Origin of the sequence: Arthrobacter sp. CAU 1506 (assembly GCF_005047635.1) — a bacterium.
In the GTDB taxonomy this organism is placed as follows: domain Bacteria; phylum Actinomycetota; class Actinomycetes; order Actinomycetales; family Micrococcaceae; genus Crystallibacter.
Map to the genome: position 1 here is coordinate 1 of NZ_SUKC01000022.1, position 22,157 is coordinate 22,157.

The following is a 22,157-nucleotide window of genomic DNA, read 5'->3' on the forward strand; positions in this document are numbered from 1 at the left end:
AACGCTACCGCCGGCCACCAAAAGCCACCACCGTCCAAACCCAGACCTGGATCAACAAACCCCACCCGCAAACCGGGCCGCTGACCGAGCTCGACGCCCCACAACAAGCTGCCTAAAAAATCTCAAACAGGTTGACAGTTACCGGTAACCCCTGACGTGGACGCCAAACCCTGTGGTCACGCCGAGCTCAGGGCCAATAACCCCTGACCTCGGGCCTAACCCCTGACCTCGAGCCTAATCCCCGACCTCCAGCCCGGCCTTCACCGACGGACCGGACTTGGCGCCTGACCTTGAGTGAGCAGACCTTGTTTCGGCAGACCCTGCGGCCAGCGTCGGCTACGCGAGCGCCTCGTGCAGGGCCTGCCGGACCCGCTTCTCGGACACCGAGAAGGCGGTGCCGAGTTCCTGCGCGAAGAAGCTGATCCGCAACTCCTCGAGCATCCAGCGCACCTTGTCCAGGCCGGAACCGTCCAGGTTGCCGGGCTTCAGCGCTGCCCGGGCGTCGTCGTACTCATCTTCGAGGCGCTGGACCACGGCCATGTGCTGCGCGTCCCGGCCCACGGCCGTGGGCAGTTTCTGCAGCCTGCGCTCGATTCCCGCCAGGTAGCGCGGTAGCTGGCTCAGCTGGGCGTAGCCGGTGGCGGCCACAAACCCGGGGTAAACCAGCTGCTCCAATTGGCTCTTGATGTCTGAGAGCGGGCTGATCAGGGCCAGGCTGGCGTTGGTTTTCAGTTCCTTCTGGACCCGCCGTGCACTGGAGAGGATCTTCTCCACAATGGCGGTCACGGTGAACACGGTGTCGATCAGCTCGGCGCGGACCTGTTCGTACAGCGCATCAAACCCGGCCTTGGTGAACGGCAGCTCGGCGGGCACCAGCTTGTCCACCGCTGCCTGCGTGCAGTCGTCGATCAACGATGCCACCGAACCGTGCGGGTTCTGTGTGAACGTCAGCTTCTCCGTGTTGTTCAGGTGGTCCAGCACGTACCGCTGCGGCGAGGGAACGCGCAGCACCAGCAACCGGATGAGACCGGTACGCATGGCGGCCTGCTGGCCAGCGGGGGTCTGGAAGACCCGCACGCCCGCGGTGGCGCCCTCGTCCACCAGCGCCGGATAGCCGGTCACGGTGTGGCCGGCCACGTCGCGCTTGACCTCGCGGGGGAGGTCGCCGTCCGGCCAGGCGGTCAGCCCGCTGCGTTCCTGCACCCCGGCCTGCGCGGGGGAGGCCGACGACGGTGCGCCGGCGCCGGGGGCGGCTCCGGCCGCAGCTGAATGCCTGCCGGCCTGCTTGCCATGTTTCTTGCCGGCGGCGCCGCGGCCCTTGTCCGGCGACGGCCGGCCCGGTGGTCGACCAAGGCCGCTCGCGGCCGCGTGGAGACCCGGTGTCGCGCCCAGCGACTCGGCGATCGCCCGCCGGTTGGCCGGCGCCAAGTCCTGCTGCAGCTGGGACAGGTCCTTGGCTTCGTCCAGCACCTTGCCCTTGCCGTCCAGCACCTGGAAGGTCATCCGCAGGTGCGGCGGCACGGTGTCCCAGTTCCAGGAACCGGGCGGGATGATGTGTCCCTTCAACCGGCGCAGCACCAGTTCCAGCGAGGGCTCCAGCGCGTCCTCGGCCGGATTGAAGTCCGCCGCCAGGGCAGCCGCCGCGCTCCGGGCGACGTCGGGGGCCGGGACGAAGTTCTTACGGATCTGCTTCGGCAGCGACTTGATCAGCGCGGTCACCAATTCCACCCGCAGCCCGGGGATCTGCCAGCGGAAGGGGGCATCATCGAGCTGGTTCAGGAACAGGACCGGCACGTGCACGGTCACGCCGTCGGACGGATTCGGGGCTGCGCCCGGTGCCACCGGTGAGAATTCGTAGCTCAGCGGAAGCTCGAACGAGCCCTGCTGCCAGACCTTCGGGAACGCCGAGGCATCCAGTTCTTCGGCATCGGCGGCCAGCACGGCGTCAGGATCGAAATCGAGCAGCGTCGGATCGTTCGCACGCGCGTCCTTCCACCACTTGTCGAAGTGCCGTTCCGAGACCACGTCGGGGCCGATCCGCTCGTCGTAGAACTCGAACAGCGTTTCGTCGTCCACCCGCAGGTCGCGGCGGCGCATCCGGGTTTCGAGTTCCTCCACCTCGGCCAGCAGCCTGCGGTTGCGGTGGAAGAACTTGTGGTGCGTGCGCCAGTCGCCCTCCACCAGGGCATGGCGGATGAACAGCTCGCGGCTGAGTTCCCGGTCGATCCGGCCGTACTGGATCCGCCGCTGCGGCACGATCGGCACGCCGTACAGCGTGACCTTCTCGTAGGCCATCACCGAGCCCATCTTCTTGGACCAGTGCGGTTCCGAATACGTTCGCTTGCACAGTTGCGGCGCGATCTCTTCGGCCCAGACGGGGTCGAAGGTCGCCGCCACCCGGGCCCAGAGACGCGACGTTTCCACCAGCTCCGCCGCCATCACCCAGTCCGGCGACTTCTTGAACAGCGCGGAGCCGGGGAAGATGGCGAACCGGGTGCCGCGGGCGCCGGCGTATTCGCGTTTGCGTTCCTCGTACACGCCGATGTGGCTTAGCAAACCGGCCAACAGGGACTTGTGGATGTCATCGTGCTTGCCGGCCGGGTCCACATCCCGCCCGGACCCCAGCGTGATGCCCAGCGGCTTGGCCAGCTGGCGCAGCTGCGCAAACAGGTCCTGCCACTCCCGGACCCGCAGGTAGTTGATGAACTCGGTGCGGCACAGTTTGCGGAACTGGGTGGAGGAGAGCTCCTGCTGCTTGTCCTGCAGGTAGCGCCACAGGTTCAGCACGCCGGTGAAGTCGGACTTCTCGTCCACGAAGCGCTTGTGCTTCTCGGTGGCCTGCTGCTGCTGATCGGTAGGGCGTTCCCTCGGGTCCTGGATGGTCAGCGCCGCCGCCAGCACCATCACCTCGCGCACGCACCCGCGCTGGCCGGCCTCGACAATCATCCGGCCCAACCGCGGGTCCACCGGCAACAGCGCCAGCTTGCGGCCGACGGCGGTGAGTCCGGGTTTCGCCCGGTCTCCACGCGGCGCTGGCGCGCCTTGGTCGACCACCGAAGCGCCGGGCTCGGGCAGGGCGCCAAGTTCACGCAGGAGCGTGACGCCGTCGTTGATGGCACGGGTCTCGGGTGGCTCCACGAACGGGAACGCCTCGATGTCCTTGGAGTCCCGTGCCACCCCCATGGCGGTCATCTGCAAAATGACGGCGGCCAGGTTGGTGCGCAGGATCTCCGGATCGGTGAATTCGGGTCGGGAGTCGTAGTCCTCTTCGGAATAGAGCCGGATGGCAATGCCGTCGCTGACGCGGCCGCAGCGGCCCGAGCGCTGGTTGGCCGAGGCCTGCGAGATCCGTTCGATCGGCAGCCGCTGTACCTTGGTGCGGTGCGAGTAGCGGGAGATGCGCGCCGTGCCGGTGTCGATCACGTACTTGATCCCAGGGACCGTCAGCGAGGTCTCGGCCACGTTGGTGGCCAGCACAATCCGGCGCTGGCCACCGGGGGAGAAGACACGGTGCTGCTCTGCCAGTGAGAGCCGGGCGTACAGCGGCAAGATCTGGGTGCCCGCCAGCCGGCGGTTGGTCTTCGTCCTGGCCGCAAGGGCGTCGGCGGCATCGCGGATCTCGCGCTCGCCGGAGAAGAAGACCAAGATGTCCCCGGGTGCTTCCAAGGACAGTTCGTCCACGGCGTCGCAGACGGCGTCCAGCGGGTCCCGGTCTTCCTCCAATTCATCCGCGTCCGGATCATCGGCAGCGGAACCTGCCGGCTGGTTGAGCGGCCGGTAGCGGATCTCCACCGGGTAGGTCCGGCCGGAGACCTCAATGACGGGCGCTGGTTCGTCGTCGCTGCCGAAGTGGCGCGCGAATCGCTCCGGATCGATGGTGGCCGAGGTGATGATCACCTTCAGGTCCGGGCGCTTTGGCAGGATGCGTTTGAGGTAGCCGAGGATGAAGTCGATGTTGAGGCTGCGTTCGTGCGCCTCGTCGATGATGATGGTGCTGTATTTCTTCAGCAGCTTGTCGTGCTGGATCTCGGCCAGCAGGATGCCGTCGGTCATCAGCTTGATCCGGGTATCGCGGCTGACTTCACCGGTGAAACGGACCTGGAAGCCCACTTCCTGGCCGATCTTGACATCCAGTTCTTCGGCGATCCGCTCGGCCACGGTCCTGGCCGCCAGCCGCCGGGGCTGCGTGTGGCCGATCAGGCCCTTCTCGCCCAGACCGAGCTCCAGGCACATTTTCGGGATCTGGGTGGTTTTGCCGGAACCGGTTTCGCCGGCGATGACGGTCACTTGGTTCGCGGCAATGGCCGCCATGATGTCCTCGCGCCGCTCCGAAACCGGCAGGGCAGAGGGGTACGTGATATTCACAGCCATGATTGATCACAGTCTAACGGCTGGACCGGCGGCTCCGGCCCGTCGGACGGGGGTCCAGAGCACAAAGCGTCTGGTAGACGAAAATAACTATCCGGCGACAAAGGATTGCAATTCGTCCGGTAGGGGAGACGTATCTCATATGGTTGTCCTGACCCCGTGGTCCTGATTAGACAATGTGACTCGGTTCACATGTAAGATCTTCAGGACGCTTTCCGCAGGGATCGCCTGCCACATCTCCGGCGCCGAGGACGATGCCGTGTGTGGCGGACCGCAACGGCTGCGCCGGGGAGGGGCAGCGAGGCGGGAAATGTGCCGGACTACCGGTACGTGATGCACATTCGAAAGGAACACCGTGAAGAAACGTTCGACCATGTTTGGCTTGGGTGCAGGCCTGCTGGCCACCACCCTGCTGGTTTCCGCGTGCGGCAGCTCGGCATCGTCCGAAGGCAACGCCGCCGAAGGGGCTCCCGAATCCGTAGAAATCGGCATCAGCCAGATCGTCTCGCATCCGTCCCTGGATGCGGCCCGCGAAGGCTTCAAGAAGGCACTGGCCGACAACGGCTACGTCGACGGCGAGACCGTGACTTACGACGAGCAGAACGCCCAGGGCGACCAGGCTACCGCTACCTCCATCGCCGGCAAGTTCGCCAGTGACAAGAAGGACCTCGTCCTGGCCATTGCCACGCCGACCGCACAGGCGGCCGTCCAGGCCATCGTGGACGCCCCGATCTTGTTCACCGCCGTCACCGACCCGGAGTCGGCTGACCTGGTGGAAAGCATGGATGCACCGGGCTCCAACGTCACCGGCACCTCCGACCGCAACCCGGTGGAAGAACAGCTGGCCCTGGTCAAGGAGTTGAACCCTGACGCGAAGTCCGTCGGCATCGTCTACTCCTCCGGTGAGGTCAACTCCGGCGTCCAGGTCGAATGGGCCAAGGAAGCCGGCAAGAAACTGGGTCTGGAAATCAAGGAAAAGGCCATCTCCACTTCGGGTGAGGTCCAGCAGGCCGCCGAGTCCATGGACGTCGACGCGTTCTACGTGCCGACCGACAACAACGTGGTGTCCGCCCTGGAATCGCTGATCCAGGTGGCCGAGTCGAAGAAGATCCTCACCATCGCCGCTGAGGGCGATTCGGTGGAACGTGGCACGGTGGCCACCTACGGCATCAACTACGAAAAGCTGGGCTACCAGACCGGCGAAATGGCAGTGAAGATCCTCAAGGGCGAGGCCGATCCGGCATCGATGCCGGTGGAGACCCAGTCCGAGCTGGAGCTGTACGTCAACACGGCCGCTGCCAAGCGCATGGGCGTCACGCTGCCCGACGGTTACGCAGACAAGGCTGACCACGTCTTCGAGTAAAACGATGGCACTTCCAGCTTGAGCTGAAGAAGTTCCGCAGTCCGTCCGGTGGCCGTCACCACGGCCGCCGGACGGACCCCCACGAGAGAACCAAGGTCCTTTACCTATGATTACCGCGGTTGAGCTTGGGCTGATCTACGCGATCATGGCCCTGGGGGTCTATCTGACCTTCCGCATCCTTAATTTCCCCGACCTGACAGTCGACGGCAGCTTCACCACCGGCGCCGGCGTTGCCGCCATCAGCATCATCAACGGCATGCCGCCGGTCATGGCCACCATCCTGGCGTTCATCGCCGGCATGGCCGCCGGCGCGGTCACCGGTCTGCTGCATACCAAGGGCAAGATCAACGGCCTGCTGGCGGGCATCCTGACCATGATCGCCCTCTATTCCATCAACCTGCGCATCATGGGCAAGTCCAATCTGCCGCTGTTGCGTGAAGAAACCCTGATCACCCCGCTGCGCGAAGCGGGCATGCTCGGTGGCATCGGCGCCATCGCCATCTTCCTGCTGGTCGCGCTGGCGGTGAAGGTGATCATGGACTGGTTCCTGCACACTGACATCGGATTGGCCATGCAGGCCACCGGCGACAACGAACAAATGATCCGCAGCTTTGGCGTCAGCACCGACAACCAGAAGATCCTTGGCCTGTCGCTGTCCAACGGACTGGTAGCACTCTGCGGCGCCTTCATCGCCCAGTACCAGGGCTTCGCCGACATCGGCATGGGCATCGGCCTGATCCTGGCCGGCCTGGCCTCGGTGATCATCGGCCAGGCGATCTTCGGAAGCCGCCTGATCTGGATCGCCTCGCTGGCCGTGGTGCTGGGTTCGGTGCTGTACCGCGTAGTCATCCAGCTGGCCCTGCAGGCCGGGCTGGAGCCCAACGATATGAAACTGGTCTCCGCCGTGCTCGTTGTGATCGCGCTGGTCCTTCCGCAGTGGAAGGTCTTCGCCCGAGTCGGTGGGCTGGGGAAGATGAAGAAGTCGCTGATGGGAGCGAAGGGCTGACATGCTGGATATCAAGAACGTTCACAAGACCTTCTTCGCAGGCACCGTCAACGAGCGGGTGGCCCTGCAAGAGATCAACCTGTCCTTGACCGCCGGAGAGTTCGTCACGGTCATCGGCAGCAACGGTGCCGGTAAGTCGACCATCCTGAACATCACCTCCGGCAAGCTCCGCCCGGACACCGGCACGGTCAGCATCGACGGCAAGGACGTCACCAGGCTGGTCGACCACCAGCGTGCCCGCTACATCGGCCGCGTCTTCCAGGACCCGATGGCCGGCACCTCGCCGGAAATGACCATCGAAGAGAACCTGGCCATTGCCTATGAGCGCGGCAAGCGGCGGGGACTGCGGCCCGGTGTGACGCGCAAGAAGCGCGAGTTCTTCAAAGAGGAGCTGCGCTCCTTGGAGCTGGGCCTGGAAAACCGACTCAAGGCCAAGGTGGGGCTGCTCTCGGGCGGCCAGCGGCAGGCGCTGTCGCTGCTGATGGCCACCTTCAGCAGCCCCAAAATCCTGCTCCTGGACGAGCACACCGCCGCACTGGATCCGCAGCGTGCGGATCTGGTCAGCCGGCTGACGGCCGAGGTGGTGGATCGGCACCAGCTGACCACGCTGATGGTCACGCACAACATGGAGCAGGCGCTGCGGCTGGGCACCCGCTTGATCATGATGCATGAGGGACGGATCATCCTGGATCTGGACCAAGAGCAGAAGCTGAAGGCCACCGTGCCGGACCTGCTGCACGAATTCGAAAAGATCAAGGGCGTGGTGGACGACCGCACCATGCTCCAATAGCAACCGGCGCTCCCGGGCAACGCCCAAACGGCAGCGCACGACGGCGGCTGTCCCACCTAGGCGGGTGGGACGGCCGCCGTTTCCGTACCCGCAGCCGCAGACAACCGGCCGGCGAGCTCCGCCGCTCGTTGCCGGAATTCCGCCGGTTCCAGAATCTCAAAGGCGAAACCGACGGCGGCCAGCTGCACCAGGGGATAGTCGAGCGAATCGTAGCCGGCGCGCAGCACGGTGGCTTCGCCATCTTCGGTCAGGGTGGCAATGTTCGGCGGAATCCGCTCGGCGACGGCTTGCAGCGGAGCGTCGATCCGCACCACGACGTCGAACTGGTAGGGGGACCGGGTGATCGACTGCTGGACATAGGCGGCGAGGTCCGGCTGCGGCAGCTGCCGCGGAGAAAAGCGTTCCCGCGGCGTCGGTACCGACTCGAACCGGTCCACCCGGAAGGTGCGCCAATCCTGCCGGCCGGTATCGAAGGCCACTAAGTACCAACGACGGCCGGTGTCCACCAGACGGTAGGGTTCGGCCAGCCGGCGGGAGGATTCACCGTCCGCCTTGGCATAGCGGAAGCCGATCACGCGCCGCTCGGCGACCGCGCTGGAAATGCCGGTCAGCACCTCGGGATCCACCGCAGCGGTCGGGCCGGCTAGCGTGACCACGGCGTTCTTCAGGGTGGAGAACTTCGGTCGCAGCCGCGAGGGCAGAACCTGCTCCAGCTTGGTCAGGGCGCGCAGCGAAGCTTCGCCGACGCCGGCCACCGGACTGGCCGTCACTGCGCTCAGGCCCAGCGCCACGGCCAGGGCCTCGTCGTCGTCCAGCAGCAGCGGCGGCAGCTGGGCCCCCGCGCCCAGCTGGTAGCCGCCGGCCACGCCGGGGGAGGCGTTGATGGGATAACCCAGGCTGCGCAGCTTGCCGATGTCCCGGCGGACCGTGCGCTCGGTGACGCTCATCCGCTCGGCCAGGGCGGAACCGGTCCACTCCCGGCGCATCTGGAGCAGGGAAAGCAATTGGAGCAGCCGTGCGGAGGTTTCAAGCATGGGCACCTGTGTCTGAAGCGGTCGGCCCCGCGAATGCTCTCCGCCGCGGACCGGAGCCGGTATTTCCGGACCTAGGGCTCAATCTACCCGTGATTGCGGACGAGAGCTGTCCGTGATGCAAGGGCGGAAGGCCGGAATTCAGGCGGCGGGCACTGGGCAAGGGGGGGCCGGGCCCGCCAAGATGGACTCGAGACTCAGTGTGGCGGCGTTTGGGGTCTGATGGGAGCAGGAATGTCATTCAATGCGGCAGTGGAAGTGGTGGAGCAACTGTCCTGGCACTGGGACGCCCAGGCTCGGCCCCGGCTGCACGGGCTCACGGACGAGGAGTATTTCTGGGAGCCGGCCGAGGGCTGCTGGAACGTCCGCCACCGTGGCACCAGCAGTGCACAGTTGGCGGTGGGCGCCGGGAATTTTGTCATCGAGTTCGCAGTCCCTGAGCCCAAGCCGCCGCCGGTAACAACAGTGGCCTGGCGCCTGAACCACATTTTGGTGGGGGTGCTCGGGAGTCGGAATGCTGCACACTTTGGCGGCCCGCCAGTGGGCTACGAGTCCTTCGAGTATCCGGGCACCGCCGCGGAGGCGCTGGCCCTGTTGGACGAGTACTACGCGCGCTGGCTCAAAGGTGTCCGCGCGCTCGGTCAGGATGGGCTTGGCCGGCCGTGCGGACCCGCGGAAGGCCATTTTGCCGACCACTCCATGGGCGCGTTGGTGCTGCACATCAACCGGGAACTGATTCATCATTTGGCCGAGATTGCGCTCTTGCGCGACCTGTTCGCCCACCGCTGGTAGCAAGCCAAAGCCCGGCCGGATCGGCCGGGCTTTGTTGTGGCGGTGTTAAACAGTGGCGGAGACAGACAGTAGTGGTGTTGGACCGGTGGGCACTAGGCCAGCCGGGTCACCTCGGAATAGGGGCGGCTCGGGACGGAGCCCGCGGTCCAGTCGGCGTGTGAACGTTCCGGTGGGGTTTTGCCGCGCCCGTCACGGATGACCGATCGGACGGTGGCGACGATGACGAAGAGTGCCAATGCGGTGATCAGAAGTAGTTCCATGCCTCAATGGTGATCCTGATGCAGCGGAAAAAAGAGTGGCAGAAACGACCATAAAGCATAAAAAACTGCCATACTAGTTGCATGTTGAAAACAGTGGCTGTGGTGGTGCTGCCGGGGGCCGCACCGTTCGAATTTGGCGTGGTCTGCGAAGTCTTCGGCATTGACCGGTCCGACCGGGGCACAGGGGTTCCGGCGTTCGACTTCCGCATCTGTACGACCGTGCCCGGGGAGGTCAGCAGCAAGCTGGGATTCTCCCTCAACGTCCCGCTGGGGCTGGAGGCGGCCGCCGACGCAGACCTGGTGGTGGTTGCCCCCTACCAGCAGATGGATCAAGTCCCGGACGAACTGAAGGAAGCCCTGCATGCCGCGCATGCCCGCGGCGCCTGGGTGCTGTCCGTGTGCTCGGCGGCGTTTGTGCTGGCCGAAGCCGGGCTGCTGGACGGACGCCGTGCCACAACGCACTGGCAGTACTCCCACCAACTGGCGGCCAGCTACCCGCAGATCGACGTCGACGAAAACGTGCTGTATGTCGAGGACGACCGCATCATCACCAGTGCCGGGACGGCGGCGGGGATCGATGCCTGCCTGCACCTGGTCCGCACCGAACTCGGAGCTTCGGTGGCAACGGCCATCGCCCGGGACATGGTTGTGCCGCCGCACCGGGCCGGAGGGCAGGCACAGTACATCGACCGCCCAATGTCGCTGGCCGGCTGCCATACGCTCAAAGACCTGCTGGTGTGGCTGGATGAAAACCTGGCCCAGGACGTGACGGTTTCCCAGTTGGCGGACAGGGTGCACATGTCGGAGCGCACCTTCGCGCGCCGGTTCCGGGCCGAAACGGGTGCCACTCCGGCAGCCTGGATTAACGCGCAGCGGGTGCTCCGCGCACAGGAGTTGTTGGAGGAATCGGACCTGAATATCGACGAAATAGCGCGGATCACGGGATTCGGGCAGGCTGTGCTGCTGCGCCACCACTTCGCCAAGGCCGTTGGTGTGAGTCCGGCAGCCTACCGGCGCACTTTCCGGGGCAGCGGCGTCGGCAGTGGTGCAGCGGCCAAGGAACGCCAACCGGCAGTCAGCGCGGCCCGTTAGGCCGGTTAACGAAGAAATCCCCGGCCGTTTGGCCGGGGATTCCCAAGTCCTGCAGTATCAGTGCCCTCGATAGGATTCGAACCTACGGCCTTCTGCTCCGGAGGCAGACGCTCTATCCCCTGAGCTACGAGGGCGTGGCACCGGCTGTTCACCTGATGCCCTGCGGGACCTACTGAGCTTATCAGCATCCGAGCCGACAGAAGAAATGCGCACCGCCGCGCGCCGGACGGGACCGGTGCCCGGCAGTGGCAGACCCGCCTGAACGGCCGGTGCGAGCCCCGTCACAGCAGGACCGCGGAAAGCCGGGTGGTACGGGCGATTGCCCTATGCTTGTGGGGTGACTCCTGAAGAACTTTCCGCTGCCATTGCCGCCTGCCTGCAGGCCGCCGTCGACGCCGGCGATTTCGCCGTCGAAATGCCGGACGAGGTCCGGGTGGAGCGACCGAAGAACCGGGAGCATGGGGACTGGGCCACGAACATTGCCATGCAGCTGGGTAAAAAGGCCGGCATGAATCCGCGTCAGTTCGCGGAGATCCTGAGTGCCCGTCTGGAGAAGATCGACGGCGTTGCCCGGGTGGAGATTGCCGGCCCCGGCTTCCTCAACATCACCGTGGATGCCGCCGCGGCCGGCGTGTTGGCCAAGAGCATCGTCGAAGCGGGCACCGGCTACGGCACCAGCGAGGAACTGGCCGGGCAGCGCATCAACCTGGAGTTCGTCTCCGCCAACCCCACCGGCCCCATTCATCTGGGCGGCACCCGCTGGGCCGCGCTCGGCGATTCGCTGGCGCGCATCCTGGTGGCGCAAGGCGCGGATGTGGCCCGCGAGTACTACTTCAACGACCACGGTTCGCAGATCGACCGCTTTGCCCGTTCCCTCCTGGCGAAGGCCAAGGGCGAGGCGGCACCCGAGGACGGCTACGGCGGAGACTACATCGCCGACATTGCCAATGCCGTGCTGGAACAGAACCCCGATGCGCTCTCCGCCGCGGACCCGCAGGAAGAGTTCCGCAGCCGCGGCGTGGAACTGATGTTCGCCGCGATCAAGAAGTCGCTGCATGAATTCGGCGTCGACTTCGACGTGTACTTCCACGAGAATTCCCTGTTCGAGGACGGTGCCGTCGAGACGTTGCTGGAAGAGCTGAAGAGTTCCGGCAGCCTCTACTACAGCGACGGCGCATGGTGGCTGAGGTCCACCGACTTCGGCGACGACAAGGACCGCGTGGTCATCAAGTCCGACGGCAACGCCGCCTACATCGCCGGCGACATCGCCTACTTCAAGAACAAGCGGGACCGCGGATTCGACCTGTGCATTTACATGCTCGGCGCCGACCACCACGGCTACGTCGCCCGGCTGAAGGCCGCCGCGGCGGCTATGGGCGACAGCGCCGACCGGGTGGAAGTGCTGATCGGCCAGATGGTCAACCTGGTCAAGGACGGCAAGCCGATGCGGATGTCCAAGCGCGCCGGCACCGTAGTGACCATGGAGGACCTCGTCGACGCCGTGGGTGTGGATGCGGCCCGGTACGCCCTGACCCGCTCGCACGCGGATTCCAACATCGACATCGACCTGGACCTGCTGGTCAAGCACAGCAACGACAACCCGGTCTACTACGTGCAGTACGCGCACGCCCGCACCTGCGCCGTCGCCCGCAATGCTGCCGCCTCCGGCGTCGACCGCAGCGCGTTCGACGCATCGCTGCTGGACCACGCCACCGAGAACGAGCTGCTGGCCGTACTGGGCGCCTACCCGTCGGTGGTCGCCATGGCGGCAAAGTTCCGCGAACCGCACCGCGTGGCCCGCCACCTGGAAGTCATCGCCGGCGCCTACCACCGCTGGTACGACGCCTGCCGCGTCACCCCGATTGGCGACGGCGAAGTGACCGACACGCACCGCACCCGGCTGTGGCTGAACACCGCCGTGACCCAGGTGCTGGCCAACGGCCTGGACCTGCTGGGCGTCAGCGCCCCGGAGAGGATGTAATGCCCGCCGCACATGAATCCGTCGCCGCGTCCGAGCTGGCCCCGGACTGGCTGACCTTCCCGCAGGATGCCAACGTGCTGGATGCCAAACTGTGGGCCCAGGACGTGGCCCGCGGCGCGGCCGGCGAACTGGAAATCTCCGGCATCGGCGTCACCGAGCTCAAGGAGCAGTTCGGCACGCCGCTGTTTGTGGTCTCCGAGGACGACTTCCGCGCCCGGGCCCGCGCCTTCAAACAGGCATTCGACGATGCGTTCAGCTCGCTCTGCGGCGGCGTGGACGTCTACTACGCCGGCAAGGCGTTCCTGAGCGTGGAAATAGCCCGCTGGGTGGCACAGGAAGGGCTGCGGCTGGACACCTGCAGCGGCGGCGAGCTTGCCGTTGCCGCCCGCGCGGGCATCCCGGGGGAGAACCTGGGCCTTCACGGCAACAACAAGTCGGACGCCGAGATCCACCGCGCGCTGGACATGGGGCTGGGCCGCATTGTGGTGGACAGCCTGGACGAGCTGGCACGGGTCGGAGCCATCGCTGCCGCCCGCGGCGAGATGGCCAACGTCATGCTGCGGCTGACCCCCGGAGTGCACGCGCACACACACGAGTTCATTGCCACGGCGCATGAAGACCAGAAGTTCGGCCTCTCGATGGCGGGCGCGGATCCCCAGCACGACGCCGGTGCCCCGGCTCAGTCCGCCGGCTCGCCTGCCGCGCAGGCCGTGGCGGCGGCGTTGGCGCACGAGTCGATCAACCTGCTGGGCCTGCACTGCCATATCGGCTCGCAGATTTTCGAGCCCGAAGGGTTCGCGCTGGCGGCCGAGCGGCTGCTCACGTTCGTGGCGCAGGTCCGGGATGAGCATGGCGTGGACCTGCATGAACTCGATCTGGGCGGCGGCTACGGCATCGCCTACACGGAAGCAGACACCCCGCGCCCGCCGGCTGAACTCGCCCACGCGATGGCCGCCGTCGTGCGCTCCGTTACCGAACGGCTGGGCATTCCGGTGCCGCGGATCTCGATTGAGCCGGGCCGCGCGATTGCCGGACCGAGCACGTTTACGCTGTACTCGGCCGGCACCCGGAAGACCGTGCAGGTGGATCTGGCCGGTGGCGGCAGCAGTCCGCGGCGCTATGTGTCCGTGGACGGCGGCATGAGCGACAACGCCCGGCCGGTGCTCTACGACGCCGATTATTCCGCCGTCTTGGCGTCCCGTGTGACGGAAGCGGCGCCGATTATTTCCCGCGTGGTTGGCAAACACTGCGAGAGCGGTGACATTGTAGTCAGGAACGTTTACCTGCCCGAGGACATCGAGGCGGGGGACCTGCTGGCAGTGCCGGCGACCGGGGCCTATTGCTGGGCGCTCTCCAGCAACTACAACTATGTTGCCCGGCCGCCTGTGGTTGCCGTGCGCGGCGGCGAGGCGCGGTTGATCATCCGCGGCGAAACTGAAGACGACCTGCTGGCCCGCGATCTGGGCTGAGCCCCGGCGGGCAGCAGGCAAGGCGAGTGAGACACAAAGACTGAGAGTTTGGGCAGCATGAAAACGCTGAAAGTAGCACTGTTGGGATGCGGGAATGTCGGAGCCCAGGTAGCCCGGATCCTGATTGACGACGCCGACGTGCTCGCCGCGCGTACCGGCGCGCGGCTGCAACTGGCCGGCATCGCGGTGCGCGACGTCGCCGCCAAGCGGACCGTGGAGCTGCCCGCCGAGCTGTTCACCACCGAGGCCGAGCCGCTGGTCAAGGATGCCGACATCGTGATCGAGCTGCTTGGCGGACTGGAACCGGCCCGCACACTGATCCGCAGCGCGATCGATAACGGGGCCGCCGTCGTCACCGGCAACAAGGCGCTGCTGGCGGCCGACGGCCAGGACCTGTACGCCCGCGCCGACGAAGCCGGCGTCGAGCTGTCCTTCGAAGCAGCAGTCGCCGGCGCCATTCCGCTGCTGCGGCCCATCCGCGAATCGCTGGCGGGGGACCGCATCACCAAGGTGATGGGCATCGTCAACGGCACCACCAACTACATCCTGGACCAGATGGATTCCACCGGCGCACAGTTTGCCGATGCGCTGGCCGCCGCCCAGGAACTCGGCTACGCCGAAGCGGACCCCACCGCGGACGTCGAAGGCCATGACGCCGCAGCGAAGGGCGCGATCCTCGCGGAACTGGCTTTCCACACTGCGTTCGACCTGGCTGACGTCCAGTGCCAGGGCATCAGCTCCATCTCCGCGGATGACATCGCCGCGGCCAAGGACAGCGGCTACGTGATCAAGCTGCTGTCCATCGCGGAGCGGCTGCGCGGCCTCGACGGCCGTGAAGGCGTGGCCGTCCGGGTCCACCCGACCCTGCTGCCGCGCAAGCACCCGCTGGCAGCCGTGCATGGAGCGTTCAACGCGGTCTTCGTGGAAGCCGAAAACGCCGGCGAAATGATGTTCTACGGTCAAGGGGCCGGCGGAGCTCCCACCGCCTCCGCCGTGGTCGGCGATGTGGTCAGCGCCGCCCGCCGCATGGTCGGCGGCGGTCCGGGCCGCACTGAAACCGCCACCGTGGCGCTGCCCGCCGTCGGACTGGATTCGGTCATGACCAGCTACTACATCGGCCTGGACGTGGCCGACCAGCCGGGCGTGCTCTCCCAGATTTCCGGCATCTTCGCCGAACACGGCGTCTCCATCGAGGCCATGCGCCAGACTATCCACGCCGAAGACGCCTTGGACACTGCCCGCGACGGCGGTCAGGTGTCCGCCGAGCTGCGCATTGTCACGCACCGCGCATCCGAGGCCTCGCTGGCCGCGACGGTCGAAGCCGTGCGCGGGCTCGAAATTGTCAACGCTGTTACCTCTGTCCTGCGAGTAGAAGGAATCTAAGTGGCCCACCAATGGCGCGGCGTCATCCGTGAATACGCGGACCGGCTGCCGGTAACGGAGCAGACCGAGATCATCACCCTCGGCGAAGGCGGCACCCCGCTGGTGCGGGCCAAGGCTCTCTCCGAGCTGACCGGCTCCGAGGTGTACCTCAAGGTGGAGGGGATGAACCCCACCGGCTCCTTCAAGGACCGCGGCATGACCATGGCCATGACGGCGGCGGTGGAGGCCGGTGCCAAGGCGGTGGTCTGCGCATCCACCGGCAACACCTCAGCGTCCGCGGCCGCCTACGCCACCCAGGCCGGGCTGAAATGCGCCGTGTTGGTGCCGGCCGGCAAGATCGCCATGGGCAAGATGAGCCAGGCTATCGCGCACGGCGCCGAAATCATCCAGATCAACGGCAACTTCGACAACTGCTTGGAAGTGGCCCGCAAACTCTCCGAGGCCTACCCGGTGTTCCTGGTGAACTCGGTCAACCCGGCGCGCATCCAGGGCCAGAAGACGGCCGCCTTCGAGACCGTTGATTATCTGGGCGACGCCCCGGATATCCACGTGATGCCGGTGGGCAACGCGGGCAACATCACCGCCTACTGGAAGGGCTACCAGGAGTACGCCGCGCCATACCAGTCGGCGACCGCCGGCATGCTGGGCCCCGTCGCTACCAAGACCCCCACGCTGTGGGGCTTCCAGGCTGCCGGTGCTGCGCCGCTGGTGCTGGGCCACCCGGTCACCGAGCCGGAGACCATTGCCACCGCGATCCGGATCGGCAATCCGGCGTCCTGGGACACTGCCATTGCCGCGCGCGATGAATCCGGCGGACTGATCGATTCCGTGACCGACGACGAAATTCTGGCCGCGCACCGCTGGTTGTCTTCGAAGGAGGGCGTCTTCGTGGAGCCGGGCTCCGCCGCGGGCGTGGCCGGCGTGATCAAGAAGCACGCCGCCGGCGAAGTGCCGTCGGGCAAGACCATCGTGATCACGGTTACCGGTCACGGGCTGAAGGACCCGCAGTGGGCACTGCGGACCGAGGACGGCAGCGAAGCATCGCCGATCAAGGTGGACTTCGACGTGGTCAGCGTGGCCTCCGCTCTGGGTCTTGAGTAGCAGCACCTTGGCGGGGGAGGACACCGCGGTGGCCGGCCGCATTGCGCCCGGCCAGCGCGTCACCGTGCGGGTGCCGGCTACCAGCGCCAACCTGGGTCCGGGCTTCGACAGCCTGGGCCTGGCTTTGGCCTTCTATGACACGGTCACGGTGGAGTCGACCGACGACGGCGTCTTCCATGCTTCCGTCACCGGCGAAGGCGCCGCCAACCTGCCCTCGGACGAATCGCACCTCATCATCCGCACGCTGCGCAGCACCCTGCGCCAAGCAGGGTACGACGCCGGCGGGCTGCGTCTGGAAGCCGAGAACCTGATCCCGCATGGCCGGGGCATGGGTTCCTCCGCCGCCGCCGTGGTGTCCGCCGTGCTGTTGGCCAACGCCCTGCTTCCCGAGCAGGACCGCCTTGACGCAGGGAAGATCCTGCAGATCTGTTCCACGCTCGAAGGCCATCCCGACAACGTGGCGCCGGCCCTCAGCGGCCAGCTGGCCATCTCCTGGGAGGAAGCCGGAGTGTTCTACAGCACCCGTGTTCCGATCTGCCAAGGCATCGTGCCGGTGGTCGCCATACCCTCCTACGAACTCTCCACCGAAACGGCACGCAACCTGCTGCCCGCATCGGTGCCGCACCACGTGGCTGCGGCCAACTCCGGCCGCGCCGCACTGCTGGTCCACGCACTCACCCGCGACCCGTCCCTGCTGCGGGCCGGCACCGAAGAATGGCTGCACCAACGGCACCGCGCCCCGGCCATGGAACCCAGTGCCGCGCTGATCGAATCGCTGCGCGGCCAGGGCCATGCGGCCATCGTTTCCGGCGCCGGACCCACGGTGATGACGCTGGCAGCGGACGAGGCCGAGGCAATGCAGGTGCAACGTGCCATCGCTACGCACCTGGACCAGCACGACATGCCGGGCAGCTGGCGTGTTCTGAAACTGGCAGTAGACACAGATGGTGCTAAAGTGGAAGGGCACCCCCGGGATTAACCGGCGAGGAACCCTGTCCGGATGCTCCGGATTACGTAAGCCGAGTAGCCGTTGAGGCAGGATCCCCGTTCCAGGTGCAGCCTTTCAGGAGCCTTCCGCGGCACTCCACGGCGTTGCTGACGGCCATCGGCCGGACAGGACCTCACTCGTTCCAGTCGGACGGCTTGTTTCAAGGCTTCATATCTGTTCACCCGGACTTTCCTCGGCACGACGCCGCAGGCAAATAACGGACCCCGGCCGGGCTTCTCATGCAACGGTCGGGTGGCAAACAACGCGGTGCGCTTCATATGCACACCGCCCGACGAGGGGGAAGGATCCTTCGTGACCGAAACCACTGACCTGACCGCAGGTGTGGAAACAATAGACTCTCCTGCACCGAAGAGTGCGGGCCTTGCCGGCCTGAAGCTGGCCCAACTGCAGGTGCTGGCCGGACAACTCGGCATCACCGGCGGTTCCCGGATGCGCAAGGGCGACCTGGTCGCCGCGATTTCCGACCACCAGCGTGGCTCCTCGGTTGCAGACCGAGCCGCCAAGAAGGTGGACCAGCCGGCGCGCACCGAAGCTCCGGCTCCGGCCAAGGAAGAGACCACCGGCACCGCAGGCGAGGGCGCCGGCAGCACCTCCGGCGGTGACCTCAACAAGGCCGCCGAGCGGGTTAGCCGTACCCGCAACCGCAACCGCCGCGCCAGCAGCGACGGCACCGTGGCATCTGCCGACAGCGAAGCCGCAACTGCCGACACCGCTACGGCCGCCGCGGCACCGGCCGAAGCCCCTGCCCAGGCTCCCGCAGCGGAGTCCGTACAGGGCGACGGCGAAGTCCGCCAGGAGCGCCGCGGACGCGGACGCAACCGCCGTTCCGACTCCGGCCAGCAGGACGCAGCCGAGACCAAGGGTGAAACCCAGCAGGAAACCGCCGAAACCGGCAAGCAGGACGAGAAGAAGGACGGCCAGGACGGCGCCGGCCAGCAGCAGCAGTCCGGCCGTGGCGAAGGCCAGTCCGAGCGCCGCAACCGCGACCGGAACCGCAACCGCAACGAAGGCGACCGCGACGGCCGGGACAACCGCGACAACCGTCAGGACGACGGCGAGGACGGCGGCCGCGGACGCAACCGCAACCGCCGCAACCGCCGCGACAACGACAGCAACACCCGCTACCGCGACCGCAATGAGCGCCGTCGTGGCCGCGACCGCGGGCCGGACGTAGACGACACCGAGATCTCCGAAGACGACGTGCTGCTGCCCGTCGCCGGCATCCTGGACGTGCTGGAGAACTATGCCTTCGTGCGCACCTCCGGCTACCTGCCCGGTCCGAACGACGTTTACGTCTCGCTGGCCCAGGTCAAGAAGTACAACCTGCGCAAGGGCGACGCCGTCGTCGGCGCCATCCGCGCCCCGCGTGACGGCGATTCCGGCGGCCAGAGCAGCCGGCAGAAGTTCAACGCGCTGGTCAAGCTCACCTCCGTCAACGGCAAGCCGGTGGAAGACAACAAGGACCGCGTGGACTTCACCAAGCTGGTTCCGCTCTACCCGTCGGAGCGCCTGCGCCTGGAGACCGAGCCGAAGAAGATCGGCCCCCGCGTCATCGACCTGGTGGCCCCGATTGGCAAGGGCCAGCGTGGCCTGATCGTCTCCCCGCCGAAGGCCGGTAAGACCCTGATCCTGCAGTCCATCGCCAACGCGATCACCACCAACAACCCTGAGGTCCACCTCATGATGGTGCTGGTTGACGAACGGCCTGAAGAAGTCACCGACATGCAGCGCACGGTTAAGGGCGAGGTCATTGCCTCCACCTTCGACCGTCCCGCCGATGACCACACCACCGTGGCCGAACTGGCCATCGAGCGCGCCAAGCGCCTGGTGGAAATGGGCATGGACGTGGTGGTCCTGCTGGACTCGATGACCCGCCTGGGACGTGCCTACAACCTGGCCGCTCCGGCGTCCGGCCGTATCCTCTCCGGCGGTGTGGACTCGTCCGCGCTGTACCCGCCGAAGCGCTTCTTCGGCGCCGCCCGCAACATCGAGAACGGCGGTTCGCTGACCATCCTCGCCACCGCCCTGGTGGAGACCGGATCCAAGATGGACGAGGTTATCTTCGAGGAGTTCAAGGGCACCGGCAACATGGAACTGCGCCTGTCCCGCTCGCTGGCGGACAAGCGCATCTTCCCGGCCGTCGATGTCAACGCCTCCGGTACCCGCCGCGAGGAGAACCTGCTCTCGCCCGAAGAGGTCAAGATCATGTGGCGCCTGCGCCGCGTCCTCTCCGGTCTGGACACCCAGCAGGCGCTGGAACTGCTCACCGGCAAGATCCGGGAAACGCAGTCCAACGTTGAGTTCCTGATGCAGGTGCAGAAGACGACGCTCGGCTCGAAGGCTGAGAACGACAAGTAGCTGGTTTAACGCTCAGAATTTTCTCCGGCCCCGCCCCTTCGCGCGGAGGCTCTCGTCCTACGGACTCGAGCCTCCGCGCTACGGCAGGCCCGATGCCACTCCCGGGCCGGAGAAAGATTCTGAGCGGCTTGTCGTTTAAGGGGCCTTTCCATGCCGGTCATAGTCGTTGCTATTTAGACTTGTTGTGAGTCGAAAGAGGTTTGAAGATGTTTGAGTCCGTTCAGGGGCTGCTGGATGAGCATGCCCAGCTGCAGAAGGAATTGAGCGACCCTGCTGTTTATGCCGATCAGGCGCGGGCGCGGAAGCTGGGGCGGCGGTCGGCGGAGCTGAACGGCATCGTGGAGGCGCACAAGCGCTGGTCGCACCTGTCGGATGATCTGGAAGCGGCACGTGAACTGGCCGAGGAAGATCCGGAACTGGCTGCCGAGGTTCCGGGCCTGGAGGCCGAACTCGAGACGGCGCAGGAACGGCTCCGCCGGCTGCTGATCCCGCGCGACCCAGACGACGCACGCAATGTGATCATTGAGGTCAAGGGCGGCGAAGGCGGCGACGAGGCGGCCCTGTTCGCCGGCGACCTGCTGCGGATGTACATGCGCTATGCGGAGTCCCGCGGCTGGAAAACCGAAATCATTTCCGCCACGGAGTCCGACCTGGGCGGCTACAAAGACGTGCAGATGGCCATCAAGGGCAATTCCAACGACCCGGCCGAAGGCGTCTGGGCACGGCTGAAGTTCGAGGGCGGCGTGCACCGCGTGCAGCGGGTTCCGGTGACGGAATCGCAGGGCCGCATCCACACGTCCGCTGCCGGTGTGCTGGTGCTTCCCGAAGTGGACGAGCCGGAAGAAGTGGACATCCACCAGAACGACCTGAAGATCGACGTGTACCGGTCCTCCGGGCCGGGCGGTCAGTCCGTGAACACGACCGACTCGGCGGTGCGCATCACCCACTTGCCCACCGGGATCGTGGTGGCGATGCAGAACGAAAAGTCGCAGCTGCAGAACCGTGAGGCCGCCATGCGCGTGCTCCGGGCACGACTGCTGGCCCACCAGCAGGAGCAGATCGACGCGGCGAACTCCGAGACGCGCAAGTCGCAGATCCGCACCATGGACCGGTCCGAGCGCATCCGCACATACAACTTCCCGGAAAACCGGATCGCCGACCACCGCACGGGCTACAAGGCCTACAACCTGGACGCCGTGATGAACGGTGAACTGGAACCGGTGGTGCAGTCCGCCATCCAGATGGACGAAGAACACCGGCTGGCCGCCTTGGGCGAGGAGAACTAGCCAGCGGTGCCCGGCTCGAATCTGGCCGAAGCCCTCGCCGCCGCGGCAGCGCGGCTGGCAGAGGCCGGCGTCCCTTCGCCGCGCGTGGACGCCGAATTGCTTGCCGCCCACTTGCTGGGCGTTTCGCTGGGGCGGGTCCGTGCGCTGGCGCTGATGGACGCTGAATCTCCGGACGGCCTGGAGGACCTGGTGGCGGAACGCGCCACCCGGGTTCCGCTGCAGCACATTACCGGCCGGGCCTTCTTCCGGCACGTGGAACTGCAAGTGGGGCCGGGCGTCTTCGTGCCGCGGCCGGAGACCGAGACCGTCGCCCAGCATGCGATCGACCAAGCTCTGGCCCTGCCGGCTGCCAAGGTGGTGGACCTGGGCACCGGGTCCGGCGCCATCGCCGCCGCCGTCGCCAGCGAAGTGCCCACGGCCACCGTCTATGCGGTGGAGCTGAGCGACCTGGCGCATGCCTGGGCCGAACGGAACCTCGCGCCGCTGGGGGTCACCCTGCTGAGGGACGACCTGCGCACCGCACTCTCCGAGCATGACGGAACGTTCGACGTCGTGGTGTCCAATCCGCCCTACATTCCCTCCGAAGCGGTGCCGCGCGAGCCCGAAGTCGCCGAGCACGATCCGCAGATGGCGCTTTACGGCGGGGGAGCGGACGGCATGGAATTGCCGGCCGCCACGGCCGCGACCGCGGCGCGGCTGCTGAAGCCCGGAGGCTACTTCATCATGGAGCATGCCGAGGTACAGGCCGCAGCGGTGCTGTCCCTCCTGCAGGCTGCCGGATGCTGGCAGCAAGTGGCTACCGAGTACGATCTAACCGGGCGCGAGCGGGCCACGTCCGCTCGACGGTTATGAGAATGGAACAATGAAA

At 66.4% G+C, this 22,157-nt stretch carries 16 protein-coding genes and 1 tRNA gene; 13 read left to right on the forward strand and 4 right to left on the reverse strand.

Features of this window, described 5'->3' with window-relative positions:
- Positions 1–336 precede the first annotated feature (336 nt).
- Positions 337–4,371 carry an ATP-dependent RNA helicase HrpA gene (gene hrpA, locus E4J89_RS17860; protein ID WP_136787567.1) on the reverse strand — a complete coding sequence of 1,345 codons (4,035 nt, stop codon included), beginning with the start codon at positions 4,369–4,371 and terminating at the stop codon, positions 337–339.
- Positions 4,372–4,741: 370 nt separating this feature from the next.
- Between hrpA and E4J89_RS17865 the strand changes: the two genes are divergently transcribed.
- From E4J89_RS17865 to E4J89_RS17875, 3 genes are all read left to right on the forward strand, one after another.
- On the forward strand, positions 4,742–5,731 hold the full coding sequence (locus tag E4J89_RS17865) for an ABC transporter substrate-binding protein (protein WP_136787613.1): 990 nt from the start codon (positions 4,742–4,744) through the stop codon (positions 5,729–5,731).
- A gap of 106 nt (positions 5,732–5,837) precedes the next feature.
- On the forward strand, positions 5,838–6,737 hold the full coding sequence (locus E4J89_RS17870) for an ABC transporter permease (RefSeq protein WP_136787568.1): 900 nt from the start codon (positions 5,838–5,840) through the stop codon (positions 6,735–6,737).
- A gap of 1 nt (position 6,738) precedes the next feature.
- On the forward strand, positions 6,739–7,527 hold the full coding sequence (locus E4J89_RS17875; RefSeq protein WP_136787569.1) for an ABC transporter ATP-binding protein: 789 nt from the start codon (positions 6,739–6,741) through the stop codon (positions 7,525–7,527).
- A 56-nt stretch (positions 7,528–7,583) separates the two neighbouring features.
- Here the strand turns inward: E4J89_RS17875 and E4J89_RS17880 are convergent, their stop codons facing one another.
- The gene (locus E4J89_RS17880) at positions 7,584–8,561 is read right to left on the reverse strand and encodes a YafY family protein (RefSeq protein ID WP_136787570.1); all 978 of its coding nucleotides are present in this window, start codon (positions 8,559–8,561) and stop codon (positions 7,584–7,586) included.
- Between the two features lie 231 nt (positions 8,562–8,792).
- Here E4J89_RS17880 and E4J89_RS17885 point away from each other — a divergent pair, with 231 nt between their 5' ends.
- Positions 8,793–9,350 (forward strand): DinB family protein, encoded by a 558-nt coding sequence (locus tag E4J89_RS17885; protein WP_136787571.1) that lies wholly within the window; start codon positions 8,793–8,795, stop codon positions 9,348–9,350.
- 92 nt (positions 9,351–9,442) lie between these two features.
- Here the strand turns inward: E4J89_RS17885 and E4J89_RS19490 are convergent, their stop codons facing one another.
- Complete coding sequence (locus E4J89_RS19490; RefSeq protein WP_169304065.1) at positions 9,443–9,610, reverse strand: hypothetical protein; 168 nt, start codon at positions 9,608–9,610, stop codon at positions 9,443–9,445.
- Positions 9,611–9,691: 81 nt separating this feature from the next.
- Here E4J89_RS19490 and E4J89_RS17890 point away from each other — a divergent pair, with 81 nt between their 5' ends.
- Positions 9,692–10,702, forward strand: coding sequence for a helix-turn-helix domain-containing protein (locus E4J89_RS17890; RefSeq protein WP_136787572.1), 1,011 nt, complete (start codon positions 9,692–9,694; stop codon positions 10,700–10,702).
- 61 nt (positions 10,703–10,763) lie between these two features.
- Here E4J89_RS17890 and E4J89_RS17895 read toward each other — a convergent pair.
- Positions 10,764–10,836, reverse strand: a tRNA-Arg gene (locus E4J89_RS17895).
- A gap of 203 nt (positions 10,837–11,039) precedes the next feature.
- On the opposite strand from E4J89_RS17895, the gene argS reads away from it, so the two are divergent.
- From argS to prmC, 8 genes are all read left to right on the forward strand, one after another.
- Positions 11,040–12,683, forward strand: a complete 1,644-nt coding sequence (gene argS / locus E4J89_RS17900) for an arginine--tRNA ligase (protein ID WP_136787573.1) — start codon at positions 11,040–11,042, stop codon at positions 12,681–12,683.
- Positions 12,683–14,152 (forward strand): diaminopimelate decarboxylase, encoded by a 1,470-nt coding sequence (gene lysA / locus E4J89_RS17905; protein ID WP_136787574.1) that lies wholly within the window; start codon positions 12,683–12,685, stop codon positions 14,150–14,152. Before argS ends, lysA begins: the two co-directional genes overlap by 1 nt.
- A gap of 48 nt (positions 14,153–14,200) precedes the next feature.
- Positions 14,201–15,535 (forward strand): homoserine dehydrogenase, encoded by a 1,335-nt coding sequence (locus tag E4J89_RS17910; RefSeq protein ID WP_136787575.1) that lies wholly within the window; start codon positions 14,201–14,203, stop codon positions 15,533–15,535.
- Complete coding sequence (thrC, locus tag E4J89_RS17915; RefSeq protein WP_136787576.1) at positions 15,536–16,636, forward strand: threonine synthase; 1,101 nt, start codon at positions 15,536–15,538, stop codon at positions 16,634–16,636.
- Complete coding sequence (gene thrB / locus E4J89_RS17920) at positions 16,629–17,615, forward strand: homoserine kinase (protein ID WP_240691977.1); 987 nt, start codon at positions 16,629–16,631, stop codon at positions 17,613–17,615. The genes thrC and thrB overlap by 8 nt, the downstream gene beginning before the upstream one ends.
- 321 nt (positions 17,616–17,936) lie before the next feature.
- Complete coding sequence (rho, locus tag E4J89_RS17925) at positions 17,937–20,003, forward strand: transcription termination factor Rho (protein WP_136787577.1); 2,067 nt, start codon at positions 17,937–17,939, stop codon at positions 20,001–20,003.
- A 206-nt stretch (positions 20,004–20,209) separates the two neighbouring features.
- The gene (gene prfA, locus E4J89_RS17930; protein WP_136787578.1) at positions 20,210–21,289 is read left to right on the forward strand and encodes a peptide chain release factor 1; all 1,080 of its coding nucleotides are present in this window, start codon (positions 20,210–20,212) and stop codon (positions 21,287–21,289) included.
- A 6-nt stretch (positions 21,290–21,295) separates the two neighbouring features.
- Positions 21,296–22,141 (forward strand): peptide chain release factor N(5)-glutamine methyltransferase, encoded by an 846-nt coding sequence (gene prmC, locus E4J89_RS17935; RefSeq protein ID WP_136787579.1) that lies wholly within the window; start codon positions 21,296–21,298, stop codon positions 22,139–22,141.
- Positions 22,142–22,157 lie beyond the last annotated feature (16 nt).

What these genes read in the sequence shown, in the direction of transcription:
- E4J89_RS17875 (WP_136787569.1), top strand. Translation starts at nt 6,739, where the DNA reads ATGCTGGATATCAAGAACGTTCACAAGACCTTCTTCGCAGGCACCGTC.
- hrpA (WP_136787567.1), bottom strand. Translation starts at nt 4,371, where the DNA reads ATGGCTGTGAATATCACGTACCCCTCTGCCCTGCCGGTTTCGGAGCGG.
- E4J89_RS17870 (WP_136787568.1), top strand. Translation starts at nt 5,838, where the DNA reads ATGATTACCGCGGTTGAGCTTGGGCTGATCTACGCGATCATGGCCCTG.
- E4J89_RS17885 (WP_136787571.1), top strand. Translation starts at nt 8,793, where the DNA reads ATGTCATTCAATGCGGCAGTGGAAGTGGTGGAGCAACTGTCCTGGCAC.
- lysA (WP_136787574.1), top strand. Translation starts at nt 12,683, where the DNA reads ATGCCCGCCGCACATGAATCCGTCGCCGCGTCCGAGCTGGCCCCGGAC.
- prfA (WP_136787578.1), top strand. Translation starts at nt 20,210, where the DNA reads ATGTTTGAGTCCGTTCAGGGGCTGCTGGATGAGCATGCCCAGCTGCAG.
- E4J89_RS17865 (WP_136787613.1), top strand. Translation starts at nt 4,742, where the DNA reads ATGTTTGGCTTGGGTGCAGGCCTGCTGGCCACCACCCTGCTGGTTTCC.
- E4J89_RS17880 (WP_136787570.1), bottom strand. Translation starts at nt 8,561, where the DNA reads ATGCTTGAAACCTCCGCACGGCTGCTCCAATTGCTTTCCCTGCTCCAG.
- E4J89_RS19490 (WP_169304065.1), bottom strand. Translation starts at nt 9,610, where the DNA reads ATGGAACTACTTCTGATCACCGCATTGGCACTCTTCGTCATCGTCGCC.
- E4J89_RS17890 (WP_136787572.1), top strand. Translation starts at nt 9,692, where the DNA reads ATGTTGAAAACAGTGGCTGTGGTGGTGCTGCCGGGGGCCGCACCGTTC.